Annotated in this window: 18 protein-coding genes; 10 read left to right on the forward strand and 8 right to left on the reverse strand. The window is 63.3% G+C overall.

Translation table 11 applies throughout. The features are described from left to right. Window positions 1-67: 67 nt before the first annotated feature. The 4 genes from OU419_RS08310 (at window position 68) to OU419_RS08325 (ending at window position 3081) form a co-directional block, all read left to right on the forward strand. Entirely contained in the window at window positions 68-1264 is a 1197-nt protein-coding gene (locus OU419_RS08310) for an MFS transporter (protein ID WP_254471809.1), read from the forward strand. Next, complete coding sequence (locus OU419_RS08315; RefSeq protein WP_268173363.1) at window positions 1261-1383, forward strand: hypothetical protein; 123 nt, start codon at window positions 1261-1263, stop codon at window positions 1381-1383. The genes OU419_RS08310 and OU419_RS08315 overlap by 4 nt, the downstream gene beginning before the upstream one ends. Before the next feature lie 48 nt (window positions 1384-1431). Continuing rightward, on the forward strand, window positions 1432-1989 hold the full coding sequence (locus tag OU419_RS08320) for a glutathione peroxidase (RefSeq protein ID WP_254471480.1): 558 nt from the start codon (window positions 1432-1434) through the stop codon (window positions 1987-1989). 168 nt (window positions 1990-2157) lie between these two features. Beyond that, on the forward strand, window positions 2158-3081 hold the full coding sequence (locus OU419_RS08325) for a DUF2167 domain-containing protein (protein ID WP_254471479.1): 924 nt from the start codon (window positions 2158-2160) through the stop codon (window positions 3079-3081). 57 nt (window positions 3082-3138) lie between these two features. Here OU419_RS08325 and OU419_RS08330 read toward each other — a convergent pair whose 3' ends face one another. The 3 genes from OU419_RS08330 to purM are packed head-to-tail and all read right to left on the reverse strand — an operon-like array spanning window position 3139 to window position 5577. Then, on the reverse strand, window positions 3139-3855 hold the full coding sequence (locus OU419_RS08330) for a DUF3108 domain-containing protein (RefSeq protein ID WP_254471478.1): 717 nt from the start codon (window positions 3853-3855) through the stop codon (window positions 3139-3141). Window positions 3856-3865: 10 nt separating this feature from the next. Beyond that, entirely contained in the window at window positions 3866-4516 is a 651-nt protein-coding gene (purN, locus tag OU419_RS08335; protein ID WP_254471477.1) for a phosphoribosylglycinamide formyltransferase, read from the reverse strand. Next, a complete protein-coding gene (gene purM, locus OU419_RS08340; RefSeq protein ID WP_254471476.1) occupies window positions 4516-5577 on the reverse strand; it encodes a phosphoribosylformylglycinamidine cyclo-ligase in 1062 nt (353 codons plus the stop codon). Before purM ends, purN begins: the two co-directional genes overlap by 1 nt. 213 nt (window positions 5578-5790) lie before the next feature. On the opposite strand from purM, the gene OU419_RS08345 reads away from it, so the two are divergent. Next, window positions 5791-6831, forward strand: a complete 1041-nt coding sequence (locus tag OU419_RS08345) for a DUF2066 domain-containing protein (RefSeq protein WP_254471475.1) — start codon at window positions 5791-5793, stop codon at window positions 6829-6831. Window positions 6832-6975: 144 nt separating this feature from the next. Next, the gene (hda, locus tag OU419_RS08350; RefSeq protein ID WP_254471474.1) at window positions 6976-7680 is read left to right on the forward strand and encodes a DnaA regulatory inactivator Hda; all 705 of its coding nucleotides are present in this window, start codon (window positions 6976-6978) and stop codon (window positions 7678-7680) included. 15 nt (window positions 7681-7695) lie between these two features. On the opposite strand, the gene OU419_RS08355 is transcribed toward hda, so the two are convergent. From OU419_RS08355 to arsC, 3 genes are read right to left on the reverse strand one after another with little or no spacing between them, the layout of a single operon-like run. Further along, a complete protein-coding gene (locus OU419_RS08355; RefSeq protein ID WP_254471473.1) occupies window positions 7696-8145 on the reverse strand; it encodes a DUF2069 domain-containing protein in 450 nt (149 codons plus the stop codon). After that, a complete protein-coding gene (wrbA, locus tag OU419_RS08360; RefSeq protein WP_254471472.1) occupies window positions 8146-8742 on the reverse strand; it encodes an NAD(P)H:quinone oxidoreductase in 597 nt (198 codons plus the stop codon). Beyond that, complete coding sequence (gene arsC, locus OU419_RS08365; RefSeq protein ID WP_254471471.1) at window positions 8739-9092, reverse strand: arsenate reductase (glutaredoxin); 354 nt, start codon at window positions 9090-9092, stop codon at window positions 8739-8741. The genes wrbA and arsC overlap by 4 nt, the downstream gene beginning before the upstream one ends. Before the next feature lie 126 nt (window positions 9093-9218). Here arsC and OU419_RS08370 point away from each other — a divergent pair, with 126 nt between their 5' ends. Together OU419_RS08370 and OU419_RS08375 are read left to right on the forward strand one after the other, a co-directional pair. After that, window positions 9219-10448: a YihY family inner membrane protein gene (locus OU419_RS08370; protein ID WP_254471470.1), complete on the forward strand. Its 1230-nt coding sequence runs from the start codon at window positions 9219-9221 to the stop codon at window positions 10446-10448. Window positions 10449-10569: 121 nt separating this feature from the next. Further along, a complete protein-coding gene (locus OU419_RS08375) occupies window positions 10570-10803 on the forward strand; it encodes a hypothetical protein (RefSeq protein ID WP_408004931.1) in 234 nt (77 codons plus the stop codon). Here the strand turns inward: OU419_RS08375 and OU419_RS08380 are convergent, their stop codons facing one another. Both OU419_RS08380 and OU419_RS08385 read right to left on the reverse strand, forming a co-directional pair. Further along, entirely contained in the window at window positions 10804-11199 is a 396-nt protein-coding gene (locus tag OU419_RS08380; protein WP_254471468.1) for a hypothetical protein, read from the reverse strand. A gap of 183 nt (window positions 11200-11382) precedes the next feature. Next, entirely contained in the window at window positions 11383-12792 is a 1410-nt protein-coding gene (locus OU419_RS08385) for a PilZ domain-containing protein (protein ID WP_254471467.1), read from the reverse strand. Window positions 12793-12822: 30 nt separating this feature from the next. Between OU419_RS08385 and OU419_RS08390 the strand changes: the two genes are divergently transcribed. Both OU419_RS08390 and OU419_RS08395 read left to right on the forward strand, forming a co-directional pair. Further along, complete coding sequence (locus tag OU419_RS08390; protein ID WP_254471466.1) at window positions 12823-13293, forward strand: TlpA disulfide reductase family protein; 471 nt, start codon at window positions 12823-12825, stop codon at window positions 13291-13293. After that, on the forward strand, window positions 13294-13569 hold the full coding sequence (locus OU419_RS08395) for an acylphosphatase (RefSeq protein WP_254471465.1): 276 nt from the start codon (window positions 13294-13296) through the stop codon (window positions 13567-13569). It abuts the gene before it with no gap. The last annotated feature ends 1 nt before the right edge of the window (window position 13570 follow it).

Genomic DNA, 13570 nt, shown 5'->3' on the forward strand with positions numbered 1-13570 from the left:
CTGCGTGCAGGGCGAAATACCGATTAGAAGCGGGTATATACCCGCACAGGAGCAAGTGATGTCGAAGCTGTCGCGTACGGGATTCTGGATACTGTTGTCCGGCGCCCTGATCCTCGCCCTTTCCCTGGGCATCCGCCACGGCTTCGGCCTGTTCCTGGCGCCGATGAGTGCGGAGTTCGGCTGGGGGCGCGAGACCTTCGCCTTCGCCATCGCCCTGCAGAATCTGATCTGGGGTATTGCCCAGCCGTTCACCGGCGCCATTGCCGACCGCTTCGGCGCGATGCGCACGGTGCTGGTGGGCGGCATTCTCTATGCCATCGGCCTGGTGCTTATGGGGTACTCCGACTCGGCTTTCAGCCTGTCGCTGAGCGCGGGGCTGCTGATTGGCATCGGCCTGTCGGGCACGTCGTTCTCGGTGATCCTCGGCGCTGTGGGACGCGCGGTACCGCTGGAGCGGCGCAGCATGGCGATGGGCATTTCGGCGGCAGCGGGTTCCTTCGGCCAGTTCGCGATGTTGCCGGGTACGCTCGGGCTGATCGGTTGGCTCGGCTGGTCCGCCGCACTGCTCGCGCTTGGTCTGCTGGTGGCGTTGATCGTGCCGCTGGCGGCGCTGATGCGCGACAAGCCGCTGCCGATGCAGGGGCATGAGCAGACCCTTGGCGAGGCACTGCGCGAGGCGGTCGGCCACTCGGGGTTCTGGTTGCTGTCGCTGGGCTTTTTCGTCTGCGGCTTCCAGGTTGTCTTCATCGGTGTGCACCTGCCGGCCTATCTGGTGGACCGTCACCTGCCGGCCTCGGTCGGCACCACGGTGCTGGCGCTGGTGGGGCTGTTCAATGTGTTTGGCACCTACATCGCCGGCTGGCTCGGTGGGCGCATGAGTAAGCCCAGGCTGCTTACCGCCCTTTACCTGCTGCGCGGCGTGGTGATTCTCGCCTTCCTGTGGGCACCGCTGACGGTGTGGACGGCCTACCTTTTCGGTATCGCAATGGGGCTGCTGTGGCTGTCGACCGTACCGCTCACCAATGGCACGGTGGCCACGCTGTTCGGTGTACGCAACCTGTCGATGCTCGGCGGCATCACCTTCCTGTTCCACCAGATCGGCGCCTTCCTCGGTGGCTGGCTGGGCGGCTATGTGTATGACCATACCGGCAACTACGATCTGGTCTGGCAGATTTCCATCCTGCTCAGCCTGCTGGCTGGCCTGCTCAACTGGCCGGTGCGCGAACGCCCGGTGCAGCGTCCCGGCGCGTTGGAGGCGGTGTGAAGCGCTCGCTGATGATTGCCCTGCTGCTGGTGCTGCTGCTTGCGCTGGCCGGCCTTGCCTGGTGGGGCTGGCAGCGCGGCGGGCTGGCGCTGATGCAACTGGGCATGGGCAGTTGCTGAGGTGCGCCGCGCAGCGTAGCGTGACGGGATGATTCGAGGACTATCGCCATGCACACTCGTGTTTCCCTGCTTGCCCTGACCCTGCTGTTGCCACTGGCGGCACAGGCTGCCGAATGCCCGGCGTTGCTCAAGACTCAGGGTGAACTGCCCAAGTTGCGTTCCAAGGATGTGCTCGATCTCTGCGAGCTGTATGCGGGCAAGCCGCTGGTGGTGGTGAATACCGCCAGCCACTGCGGCTTTACGCCCCAGTTCAAGGGGCTGGAGGCGCTTTACCAGAAGTACAAGGACCAGGGCCTGGAGGTGTTGGGCGTGCCGTCCGACGACTTCAAGCAGGAGGCGGCCGATGCCGCGGAGACGGCCAAGGTCTGCTACGGCAACTATGGCGTCACCTTCAACATGACGTCGGTACAGCCTGTAAGCGGCAACGATGCGATCCCGCTATTCAAGGACCTGGCGGCCCAGGCCGATCAGGTGCCGCGCTGGAATTTCTTCAAGTATGTGGTGGATCGCCAGGGCAAGGTGGTGGCGGAGTTCTCCAGCCTGACCAAGCCGGATGATCCCGAGCTGCAGGCGGCGGTGGAGAAGGCAATCGCCAGCCAGCCGTGAGCTTGTCGTGTGACAGAGAGGCCGGGATATGCCCGGCCTTTTCATGTGTGCGGTGCAGTACTTAGGAAATTTCCTGTTACAGATAGCGATGGCTCGATGCGACAATTCTGTCCCCCGGTGTCGCATCAGGCGTCCGGAATCACGCATCGACTCAGGAGATTTCCTTCTATGGATGGCAAAGCCCTTTTCCTCATCGCCTTGCTCGCCCAGTCCGTTGCCGCACCGACCTTCGCGGCTCCCGTTGCTCCGGAGCAGAGCGAAGCCCCCGGAGCTACACCGGTAGTTGCCAGCGATTCGCAGGAGAAGATGAGCCCCGAAGCCTTCGTCGCCAGCCTGCATTTTAAGAAGGGTAAGGTGGTGGTCGGTGACAACCTCGCCACCTTCGACCTGCCGGACTCCTTTGTCTTCCTCGATGGTGCGGACGCCGAGCGAGTGCTCGAAGCCTGGGGCAACCCGCCGAGCGAGGAGCAGCCGCTGGGCATGCTGATGCCGGCGGGCATTTCGCCCTTCGACAAGGAATCATGGGCGGTCACCGTTGAGTACGAGGAGAGCGGCTATGTGTCCGACGAGGACGCGGAGAAGATCGATTACACCCAGATGCTCAAGGACATGCAGGGTGATCTGCGCGAATCCAACCCGGAGCGCGAAAAACAGGGTTTCGAGCCGATCCAACTGATCGGCTGGGCGGCGCCACCGCGCTATGACGCGGCGGAGAAGAAACTCTATTGGGCGAAGGAGCTGCAGTTTGGCGATGCCAGGGAACACACGCTGAACTACAACATCCGTGTGCTGGGACGCAAAGGTGTGCTAGTGCTCAACTTCGTCGCGAGCATGGAGCAATTGCCGGAAATCGAGAAGAACGTCGGCAAGGTGCTGGCGATGGCCGAGTTCAATCCAGGCAGCCGCTACCTCGACTTCAACCCGAGCGTGGACAAGGTTGCCGCCTATGGCCTGGGTGCGCTGATCGCCGGCAAGGTGGCGGCCAAGGCCGGGCTGTTCGCCATGCTGCTGGTTCTGCTGAAGAAGCTCTGGATCGTGCCGGCGCTGGCCATCGGCTGGATCTCCCGCCGCTTCAAGCGCAAGGCGTCATAATTCGCAGGCAACAAAAAGCCGGGCCATGTGCCCGGCTTTTTGTTTTCGGTGCGTGGATCAGCCTTTCTCGCCGGTGACGGTCTTGCCGTTCACGGTGCCTTCCTTGAGCATGATCTGGTATTCCTTGCCGTCGGTTTCCTGTTGATACAGGCGGACCAGCAGGTAATCCCAGTCCTTGGCGAACCACAGCATGGTCTTGCGGTTGCTCTTGGTGGGGTCGCGCACGCGCTCGACCTTGATGGCGGTGATCAGGCCGGCCTGGGTGCGTACTTTCTCCTCGCCCAGAACGCGGAAGTCGTAGGTATCGGTGTCGGTACCCTCGATCACCTGGTAGCTCATGCTCTTCTTGCCGGCGGCAACGTCATGCTGCAGTGCGAGCTGGTAGGTGGACTTGTCCAGCTGGCCCTTGTTCAGCGGCTGGCGGACCTGGTCGCCACGATCATTCCCCAGCACCTGCTTCTCGGTCCAGTCGAAATCGAGCTCGGTCTGCTTGTTCTTGCCCAGGCCTTCGCGGGCCCAGCGATAGGTCAGCGGCAGGTAGGTGTCGTTTTCCAGCTTGAAGGTACTGGTCTCGGTGAGGCTGGCAAGCAGCATCGAGGCCTTGAAGTCGAGTTCCCAGCGGCTGCCGTCGACTTTCTTCAGGCTGCGGGATGCGGTCCCGCTGATCGGCATCTGTTTCCAGTCGGCGGTATAGCTGGCCTCGAACGGCTGCAGCTCGAGGGCGTACGCCGGCATCGCCAGCACGGCCATGAGGAACAGCAGGGCTCTACGCATTGCGGATCTCCTAGGTTCGGAACGGGTAGCCAGACGCAGCCAGCGGCTCGTCATCCAGCATGGCGCCATGTTCGCCTAGGCGCAAACGGCCTTCGGCGAACCAGCGCATGGCCAGCGGGTAGATCAGATGTTCCTGAGTGTGGACGCGCTGTGCCAGCGTCTCCGGCGTGTCGTCAGACTGTACCGGGATTGCCGCCTGTACGACCAGTGGTCCTCCATCAAGTTCCTCCGTGACGAAGTGCACGCTGCAACCGTGCTCGGCGTCGCCAGCCACCAGCGCGCGTTGGTGGGTGTGCAGGCCCTTGTACTTGGGCAGCAGGGAGGGATGGATGTTCAGCAGGCGCCCCTGGTAGTGACGGACGAAGCCCGGACTGAGGATGCGCATGAAACCGGCGAGCAGTACCAGGTCGGCGTGGAAACCATCGATGGCCTGGATCAGTGCGGCATCGAAGCTTTCACGGTCGGCGTACGCCTTGTGATCGAGGAAGCAGGTCTCGATGCCGGCCTGGCGCGCACGCTCCAGACCGTAGGCATCCGCGCGGTTGGAGATCACTGCGCGGATCACCGCCGACGACGGGGCGTCGGCGAGACTGTCGATCAATGCTTGCAGATTGCTGCCGGAGCCGGAAATCAGCACCACGACATTGCAAGTAGCGGACATCAGTGGCCTTTCAGGTTATTCAGGACTACACGCTCGGCATCGGCGGCGCTGGCGTCGATTCTGCCGATGACCCACGGTTGTTCGCCGGCGTCACGCAGGGCCTTGAGGGAGGCCTCGACCTGGTCCGGGGCGACGCAGATGACCATACCGACGCCACAGTTCAGCACACGGTGCATCTCGGTCTCGTCGACGTTGCCTTTTTCCTGCAGCCAGTCGAATACCGCCGGGCGCTTCCAACTGGCTACGTCGATCACGGCCTGGGCGTTGTCGGGCAGAACGCGCGGGATGTTGTCGAGCAGGCCGCCACCGGTGATGTGAGCCATCGCCTTGACTGCGCCGGTCTGCTTGATCAGCTGCAGCAGCGGCTTGACGTAGATGCGGGTCGGGGCCATCAGCAGGTCGGCCAGGGGCTTGCCTTCGAGCTGGGTGGCTTCGATGTCGGCGCCGGAGACTTCGATGATCTTGCGGATCAGCGAGTAGCCGTTGGAGTGAGGGCCGGAGGAGGGTAGGGCGATCAGGGCGTCGCCGGCAACCACTTTCGAGCCGTCGATGATTTCGGACTTTTCCACCACGCCGACGCAGAAGCCGGCCAGGTCGTAGTCTTCGCCTTCGTACATGCCCGGCATTTCGGCGGTTTCACCACCGACCAGGGAGCAGCCGGCCAGTTCGCAGCCGGCGCCGATGCCGGTGACTACGGTGGCGGCCACGTCGACATTGAGCTTGCCGGTGGCGTAATAGTCGAGGAAGAACAGCGGCTCGGCGCCGCAGACAACCAGGTCGTTGACGCACATGGCGACCAGGTCCTGGCCGATGCTGTCGTGCTTGTTCAGGTTCAGCGCCAGACGCAGCTTGGTGCCGACGCCATCGGTGCCGGAGACCAGTACGGGCTGCTTGTAGCCGGCCGGGATTTCGCACAGAGCGCCGAAGCCACCCAGGCCGCCCATCACTTCCGGACGCGCAGTACGCTTGGCGACGCCTTTAATGCGTTCGACCAGGGCTTCGCCGGCGTCGATGTCCACACCGGCGTCCTTGTAGCTCAACGAGGGTTGCTTGTTGCTCATAAATCCAGGCCTATAGAAGGGATGATTCGTCTTGCCGCCGGGCGCGCCGTTCGCGCTTCCCGGCCTGCGCGGGAGGCGCGGGATTTTATCAGGCTTGCCCGGCAGCGGCCATCTCGCGCTGTTGCCGCTGGCTGGACGGCTGTTTAAGGTATAGGCCTTTCCTTGCCGTCTGATTGCTGGCCGGCATCCCGATTTCCCCCGTGAGAGCCCACCATGCGCCTGACCACCCGCCTGTTGATCCTCTGCCTGTCGCTGCTCAGCCTGCCCGCCTTCGCTGAAACGCTTGGCAACCTCTACCAGGTGCACGAGCCGGTGGCGTCCCAGCAACCGGACGAACGCAACGCTGGCCTGACCCGTGCGCTGCAGACTCTGGTGCAGCGCCTGACCGGCGATACGCGTGGCCTGCAGAGCCCGGCGCTGGCCGGGTACTTCAAGGATCCGCAACAACTGATCAGCCAGTACGGCTACGAAGAAGGTCCGCCGATGGCGCTGGTGGTCGATTTCGACCCGACCGCCACCGACAATGCGCTGCGCCAGGCCGGTCTGCCTGTGTGGAGCGCGAGCCGTCCGTCCGTGCTGGTGTGGTGGCTGAATGAAAGCGCCAATGGCAGCAGCCTGGTCGGCGATAGCCAGGAGGCTTCCGCGCCGCTCAACCGCGCCGCTCAGCGCCGCGGTCTGCCGCTGCGCCTGCCGATGGCCGATCTGAGCGAGCAGCAGGTCGGTACTGCCGAGAACCTCAACGCTGCACAACCCGATGCGCTGCTTTCTGCCTCCGAGCGCTATGGCGCGGACGCGTTGCTGGCGGTGGACGCCAGGGAAGCCGATGGCAAGTGGAGCGCGAACTGGCGTGTGTGGATGGGCGACAGCCGCGAGCAGGGGCAGGCCCAGGGCGATACGCCCGATGCGCTGGCCGATGCGGTGATGCTGGCGGTTTCCCAGCGTCTGTCCCAGCGTTTTGTCGGTTCTTCCGGCGCTGCTTCGGCTCAGGTACTGCAGATCGAAGGCGCGGATCTGGCCCGCTATGCCGAGGTGTCGCGCCTGCTGGAGCCGCTGGGGGCCAAGCTGGTGTTGGTGCAGGGTGGAAATCTGGTCTATCGGGTGACCGCCAGCCCCGAGCAACTGCGTGCGCAACTGGCCCTGGCCCGTCTGCAGGAAGCGCCTGCCGAACCGGCCCAGCCGGCGGTTGACGCCAACGGCCAGCCGGTTCCGAACCCCGCGGCTCCTCGCCAGAACGTCCTGCGTTTCCACTGGTGAATCCCTTCTCCGGCGCGGGTTCAGGCCCGCGCTGGACGCGCAGCCGCTCTGAGTCGCACCGAATAGCTGCGTCATCCTTCTGATTTGTATAAACTTTCAGTCACCACGGCCCACCACAAGCGATTGAAGAAACGCCCGGCCCGCATGACTCCGATGCAGCTCCCCCTAAGCGTACGTCTGCGTGATGACGCAACGTTCGCCAACTACTATCCCGGCGCCAACGCTGCGGCGCTCGGCTATGTCGAGCGTCTATGCGAGCCTGAAGCGGGATGGACGGAAAGCCTGATCTATCTTTGGGGCGGGGAAGGCGTGGGGCGCAGCCACTTGTTGCAGGCGGCCTGTATTCGCTCCGAACAGCTCGGCGAGCCTTCGGTCTACCTGCCGATGGCCGATCTGGTGCCGTATGGTCCGGAAATCTTCGACAATCTCGAGCAGCGCGAGCTGGTCTGCCTGGACGATCTCGATGCGTTGGCTGGCAAGCGTGAGTGGGAAGAAGGGCTGTTCCACTTGTTCAACCGTCTGCGCGACTCCGGGCGCAAGCTGCTGCTGTCGGCTTCGGTGTCGCCGCGCGAGTTGCCGGTGAAGCTGCCGGACCTGAAGTCGCGGCTGACGCTTTCGCTGATCTTCCAACTGCACCCGCTGACCGACGAGGAGAAGCTTCGCGCTCTGCAACTGCGTGCTTCGCGCCGTGGCCTGCACCTGACCGACGAGGTGGGGCGCTTCATCCTCACCCGCGGTGCGCGCAGCATGCAGTTCCTCTTCGACCTGCTGGACGAGCTGGACAAGGCCTCGCTGCAGGCCCAGCGCAAGCTGACCATTCCCTTCCTGAAAGAAACCCTGGGCTGGTAAGCCCAGGGGTGTTCCTCACACGCTACTGGCTTGCGCCGCGTCTTGCTGGCCTTCGCCAGATCGCACACGGTCGTACTGGAAGCGCCAGCGCGTATACAGCAGTGCCGAACAGAACAACGTGACGCTGAGGATGATCTCGGCCCAGCCGAAGATGGCGTGGTTCGGATCGAAGGCGTTGAGCACGCCGAGAATGAAGTACAGGTTGATCACGTAGCAGGTCCACGCGTGGCCGCGCGCGCTACCGATCAGCAGGCCCGGGGCTACCACCAGCAGTGGCAGCAGCTTGAATGCCAGCACGGCCCACGGAACCCAGTGGGCGGCACCGTGGGCATCGGTGAACAGCAGGTCCCAGATGGCGATGAGCAGAATCAGCCCGATGAAGCTGCCGAGGGCGATGGCGCGGCTGGCGGCCAGCCGGGGTTTCAGCCAATCGATCGACGGCAGCGGTTTGTTCTTGCGGGCCATTCAACTCTCCAGTTTGCGGGCGACTTCGGCTAGGCGCTTGCCCAGCGCACGGCACAGGGTAATTTCGTGTTCGTCCAGGCTGCGCTTGCCGTCCGCGCCGGCAAAATGGCTGGCGCCATAGGGCGTACCGCCGCCACGGGTCTCCAGCAGAGCTGGTTCGCTGTAGGGAATGCCGGTGACGATCATGCCGTGGTGCAGCAGCGGCAGCAGCATGGAGAGCTGGGTGGTTTCCTGCCCGCCGTGCAGGCTGGCGGTAGAGGTGAACACCCCCGCGGGTTTACCGACCAGGCCGCCGGTCAGCCAGAGACTGCTGGTGCCATCGAGGAAATACTTGAGCGGCGCAGCCATGTTGCCGAAGCGGGTCGGGCTGCCCAGCGCCAGCCCGTCGCAGTCCTTGAGGTCGTCCAGAGTGGCGTAGAGCGCGCCTTCGGCGGGCATGTCCGGAGCGACTGCTTCGCATTCGGTGGAAACCGCCGGTACTGTGCGCACGCGAGCTTCGAGGCCGCCCTGTTCCACGCCGCGGGCGATCTGCCGGGCCATTTCGGCGGTGGCGCCGTGGCGGCTGTAGTAGAGAACGAGGATGTAGGGCGTACTCAAGGCAGTATCTCCAGTACCCTCTCCGGCGGCCGGCCGATCACAGCCTTGTCGCCGACGATCAGGATCGGGCGTTCGATCAGCTTGGGATGGCTGGCCATTGCATCGATCAACTGGTCGTCGCTCAGTGCCGGGTTGGCCAGGTCGAGGCTCTTGTATTCGTCCTCCCCGGTGCGTAGCAATTGGCGCGCGCGAATACCGAGCTTGCCGAGCAGGGCCTTGAGTTCATCCGCGCTGGGCGGGGTTTCCAGGTAGCGCACGATATCCGGCTGGATACCGCGTTCTTCGAGAAGTTCGAGGGCGCCGCGGGATTTCGAGCAGCGGGGATTGTGGAGCAGTGAAATTTTACTCATATGCCGGGACTCGCAAGGCCGATGAAGTGGCGGCTATTCTAACCGCCTCCTCGGACTGGACTGAACCGCTGTCGTGCGGCGCGATCTACGGGGACTGATTTAGAAGTGCAGCCCAAAGGACAATTCATGCACGAACGTTTGCAGGAGATGGTCGAGTTCGGCCGTTACCTGGTCCGGCGCTTTCTCGCCGACAGGGCTCCCAACAGCGCTGCTGCGCTGACCTACACCACTTTGTTCGCGGTGGTGCCGATGATGACCGTAACGTTCGCGATGCTGTCCGCCGTGCCGGCGTTCGAGGGCATGGGGGAGCGCATCCAGCTATTCGTGTTCCGCAACTTCGTGCCATCCACGGGGGAGGCGGTGGAGGCCTATCTACGCAATTTCACCGTGCAGGCACGGCACCTGACCTGGCTTGGCGTGGCGTTCCTGGCGGTCACTGCGTTCACCATGCTGGTCACCATCGAGAAGGCCTTCAACGCGATCTGGCGGGTTCGCCAGCCACGCCGTGGCGTCGCTCGCTTCTTGCTGTACTGGGCGATCCTCAGCCTCGGTCCGCTGCTGTTGGGGACCGGCTTCGCCGTATCCACCTACATCACGTCGCTGTCGCTGCTCTCAGGGCCGCACGCGCTACCTGGGGCGGCTACGCTGTTGAAGTTCATGCCGCTGCTGTTCAGTGTCGCGGCGTTCACGTTGATCTACGCGGCGGTGCCCAACGCACGGGTTCCGGCGCGCCATGCGCTGGCCGGCGGGGTGTTCACGGCGATTCTGTTCGAGGCGGCGAAGTCGCTGTTCGGCCTGTATGTCAGTCTGTTCCCCGGCTACAAGCTGATCTATGGCGCCTTTGCCACGGTTCCGCTGTTCCTGCTGTGGATCTACCTGTCCTGGCTGATCGTGCTGTTCGGCGCGGAGTTGGTGTGCAACCTGTCGTCCACCCGGCTCTGGCGCCGCCGCGCGTTGCCGCGCCTGCTGGTGATCCTGGGCGTACTGCGGGTGTTTTTCGATCGGCAGCGGCACGGCGTGCCGACGCGCCTGGAGCATCTTCATCGCGCTGGCTGGCTGCTTCCGGAGGACGAGTGGGAGGAGATTCTGGATTTCCTGGAGAGCGAGCAACTGGTCTGCCGCGTTGGTGCCACGAGCGCCTCGTGGGTGCTTTGTCGCGACCTGGGCAGCTATCGGCTGCATCACCTGCTCAATCGCAGCCCCTGGCCGCTGCCGTGCCTGGACGCGCTGCCCGCCGAACTGGATGAGCCGTGGTATCCGGCACTGCGGGAGACGCTGGAGCAGTACCAGGCGGAACGGCAGGCACTTTTTGGCGCCAGTCTGGCCGAATGGTTGAAGCCGTCACATTCCGAGTGACATAAATCGTCAGTTTCGGGCGAATCTGACGCCTAAGACGTTTCGTACATTGCGTAGGGCGCGCCAATCATGGCGAGTCGAGGATTGGCACGCTTTTGGCTATGGCTCTGGCAGGACACTGATGTCCTGCCGAAGTTCCTTCAAGGCCAGCGAACCCATGAACAACGACCAGAAAAAAGTAGTACACCTGCATCAGCGCGACCCTCAGAGCGCGCTGGAAAGGCTGAATAGAATCACTGGTCTGCAGTTCAGCAGTTGGCCGGAATCCCTGCTGCCGATGGTGCACGAGGAGGCTAAACCTGTTGCCGTGGATGTCGAGTCCGAGCCGGCAGCCCAGGTGCGTCAGCTGGGCTGATCAGAGGCTGGTCGCGACCGGGCGCGCGGCGCTTTCCTGCGGCTCGACTGCTTGCACGAACAACTCTTCGACGACCAGGCGCGACAGGTTGATCGCCGTTCTCAGCTTTACCTGCATATCTTCGATGCGCTGGTTGAACGGTAAGCGAGCGATGCCTGACAGCAGAATGCGACTCTGTGCATTCACTGTTCCGTGATCCACCGGCACTTCCCGAGTTTTCTCCCCGTCCCGATAGGTGATCAGCAGGCTCACCGGCAGGTCCGCCACGCCGGGCATATGCAGCCACGCAGCAACGTTGTAGTCGGCCAGTCGTCCTCCATTGGATGCGTTCGCGGGGCGAGCGCTGGTGACGATATGGTTGGGAACCTTGCTGACGAGCTGGTCGGTCGGCTGCATCTGGCGATCCTGTCGATGAAGGGAGGCGTGCGTAGCGCCTTCCGCATTCTGTGGTGCTGCCTGGAGGCGGCTATGTGGATTTTTCGGATTGTCCGAGCGAACTGTCCGAATTATAAGTAGGCACTTCCAAGCAAACCGGGCCTATTGCCGATCTTGGCTGTGACCTGTCTCCCAAATCAGCTTTCAGGCGAGGCGCAGAGGGTGTCGGGATACTTGCGGCGTGCTCAGGTTCGCGCTCGGTAGCGGCAGGATTGTCTGGTTGTCGAAGCTGGCCAATTGCAGCCAGAGGTTTTCGCCTTCCACGAAGTGCCCTTGTTGCAGCCAGAGCCCGTGGTACCAGCCATTGCCCGGCTCCGGGGTGCTTTGCAGTACACCGGGATGACGCTGGGCGTCGGGCGCTCTGCGCAGCCAGACCGGACGGGGAAGCCCTTTCAGGTACCGCAGGCCCAGGTGCAACCCATCGCTGTTGAGGTGCCGCCAGCGAACGATGGCCAGTGTGGGGGTGCCGTTGTCGTTCAGGATCAGCAGGAGCTGGCCGACCGGAAACTGGCCAGCCCGATTGCCAGGGCAATTGATGCGTGCGCCACCGGGGCTGGTGTCCAGCAGCGTGGCAGGGCAGCAGTTGAGTGTGTCGGCGGTCAGCAGATGCTGCTGGATAGTGGCGAGCCCCACGACCAATCGGCAACTGCCGCTCTGCTCGGATCGTTCGTGGCGACGTTCCTGATGCCCCAGCCAATGATGGCGAACGCGCTCCAGCAAGAGGCTCTGGTCGAGCTTGCGCAGCGGTGCCGGGTCGTGAAGGGCTATCAGTAGGGCGCCAAGCTCAAGCCTGCGCAGTTGCTCGGCCGGCGCATCGCCGGCCTGCTCATGGCTGATGCACGGTTGGTCCGATCCGAGATCGACTAGGTAGCTCTCCTGTTCTTCTTCATCCCAGGCTTGCAGGCGAGCCAGGGCGGCAAGGGACGCCAGGGCACTGAACAGTTGCGGGGCTTCGCCTTCGGTCAGGTGAAACGGGTTGCTCAATGCCAGTAGCAAGGTCTGTTGGTATAGGCCGCGCAGTGTACCGGCCGGAGTCGGGTCGAACGCGGCGGCTACCGGCTCGTCGAGGCAGTCCTGATGTTCGCCGATCCAGTACAGCAGGTGACTGTCGCGCCAGAGCGAGCCCGGTGGCTGCTGGTACTGCTGGTAGTGGCGAAGCAATGCCTGGGCGAGAAAATGCTGCGCCATGTACAGGCACCATGCCATGTGCGGACGCGATGGTTTGTGCCCGTGCAGTATTTGCAGCAGCAGGCGCTTGAAGCCCGCTGCGAGTTCGGTGCAGAAATGCACGAACAGCGCCGGCAGGAGCTTGTCCTGGCGAATCAGTTGCGAATAGTGGCGGTATTCTTCGGTCAGGCTTTGCAGGGCGCGTTGCCTTTCCAGTAAGGTCAGCGCGCACCGATTGAGGCGAAACAGTGTGCCCAGGGCCTTCTGTAGTCCTTCTTGCAGAGGCAGGCGGCGAGATTCGAGGAGTCCGGCCGCCAGATTGCTCATCGCGTCGGAATCCTCTTCGAGGATGTCCGGCACCTCCAGACGCAATGTGTTTAGCGTCATGACCACCCCGCATACACGAGGATTGAAGGCATGGGAGTGCGGCTCCGTATTTTGATTGGATTGTTCGCCGGCCTGATCCTGGCTGGCTGCTCGGCGGACTATGGCACCGATCAGCATGGACAGAAAGTACCTGCTGCAAGCATCGATGGCCAGTGGCTAGTCATTAATTATTGGGCGGACTGGTGTGCGCCCTGCAGGACGGAGATTCCCGAGCTGAATCGGCTGGCGAAGGAGGGGAAGGGCAAGGGGTATCGTGTGCTGGGCGTCAATTTCGATGGGCTGCGCGATGCCGATCTTGGCAAATCGGCGCAGACGATGGGCATCGATTTCACGGTGCTCGCTGACGATCCGGCGCAGCGCTATGAGTTGCCGCGCAGCGAGGCTCTGCCTGTAACCTACATCATCGATCCTGAGGGCAAGGTGCGAGAGCAGTTACTGGGTGAGCAGACGGCCGCCGGCCTTACGGCACGACTGTCTGCGCTGCGAGAGGAGAAGCGTTAGATGGCGAGAGTTTGTCTGCACGGCTACATCAGCGGCAAGGTTCAGGGCGTGTTCTACCGCCAGAGCACTCAGGAGCAGGCGGAACGGCTGGATATAGACGGCTGGGTACGCAATCTCGACGATGGACGGGTCGAGGTGCTGCTGGAGGGGGAGGAGGGCGCGGTGCGTGAACTTGAGAAGTGGCTGGCGCGCGGGCCGGTCAAGGCGAAGGTGAGCGCTGTTGAGCTGGAGCCGATGACGCCTCAGGGCGTCACCGGCTTCATCGTTCGTCGCTGAG

Origin of the sequence: Pseudomonas triclosanedens (assembly GCF_026686735.1) — a bacterium.
GTDB classification, from domain to species: Bacteria; Pseudomonadota; Gammaproteobacteria; order Pseudomonadales; family Pseudomonadaceae; genus Pseudomonas; species Pseudomonas triclosanedens.

Excerpts from the sequence above, each read along its gene's own strand:
- OU419_RS08390 (WP_254471466.1), top strand. The coding sequence starts at position 12,823 with ATGGGAGTGCGGCTCCGTATTTTGATTGGATTGTTCGCCGGCCTGATC.
- purM (WP_254471476.1), bottom strand. The coding sequence starts at position 5,577 with ATGAGCAACAAGCAACCCTCGTTGAGCTACAAGGACGCCGGTGTGGAC.
- hda (WP_254471474.1), top strand. The coding sequence starts at position 6,976 with ATGACTCCGATGCAGCTCCCCCTAAGCGTACGTCTGCGTGATGACGCA.
- OU419_RS08325 (WP_254471479.1), top strand. The coding sequence starts at position 2,158 with ATGGATGGCAAAGCCCTTTTCCTCATCGCCTTGCTCGCCCAGTCCGTT.
- OU419_RS08320 (WP_254471480.1), top strand. The coding sequence starts at position 1,432 with ATGCACACTCGTGTTTCCCTGCTTGCCCTGACCCTGCTGTTGCCACTG.
- OU419_RS08375 (WP_408004931.1), top strand. The coding sequence starts at position 10,570 with ATGTCCTGCCGAAGTTCCTTCAAGGCCAGCGAACCCATGAACAACGAC.
- OU419_RS08345 (WP_254471475.1), top strand. The coding sequence starts at position 5,791 with ATGCGCCTGACCACCCGCCTGTTGATCCTCTGCCTGTCGCTGCTCAGC.
- OU419_RS08395 (WP_254471465.1), top strand. The coding sequence starts at position 13,294 with ATGGCGAGAGTTTGTCTGCACGGCTACATCAGCGGCAAGGTTCAGGGC.
- OU419_RS08330 (WP_254471478.1), bottom strand. The coding sequence starts at position 3,855 with ATGCGTAGAGCCCTGCTGTTCCTCATGGCCGTGCTGGCGATGCCGGCG.
- OU419_RS08380 (WP_254471468.1), bottom strand. The coding sequence starts at position 11,199 with ATGCAGCCGACCGACCAGCTCGTCAGCAAGGTTCCCAACCATATCGTC.
- purN (WP_254471477.1), bottom strand. The coding sequence starts at position 4,516 with ATGTCCGCTACTTGCAATGTCGTGGTGCTGATTTCCGGCTCCGGCAGC.
- arsC (WP_254471471.1), bottom strand. The coding sequence starts at position 9,092 with ATGAGTAAAATTTCACTGCTCCACAATCCCCGCTGCTCGAAATCCCGC.
- OU419_RS08385 (WP_254471467.1), bottom strand. The coding sequence starts at position 12,792 with ATGACGCTAAACACATTGCGTCTGGAGGTGCCGGACATCCTCGAAGAG.
- OU419_RS08370 (WP_254471470.1), top strand. The coding sequence starts at position 9,219 with ATGCACGAACGTTTGCAGGAGATGGTCGAGTTCGGCCGTTACCTGGTC.
- OU419_RS08355 (WP_254471473.1), bottom strand. The coding sequence starts at position 8,145 with ATGGCCCGCAAGAACAAACCGCTGCCGTCGATCGATTGGCTGAAACCC.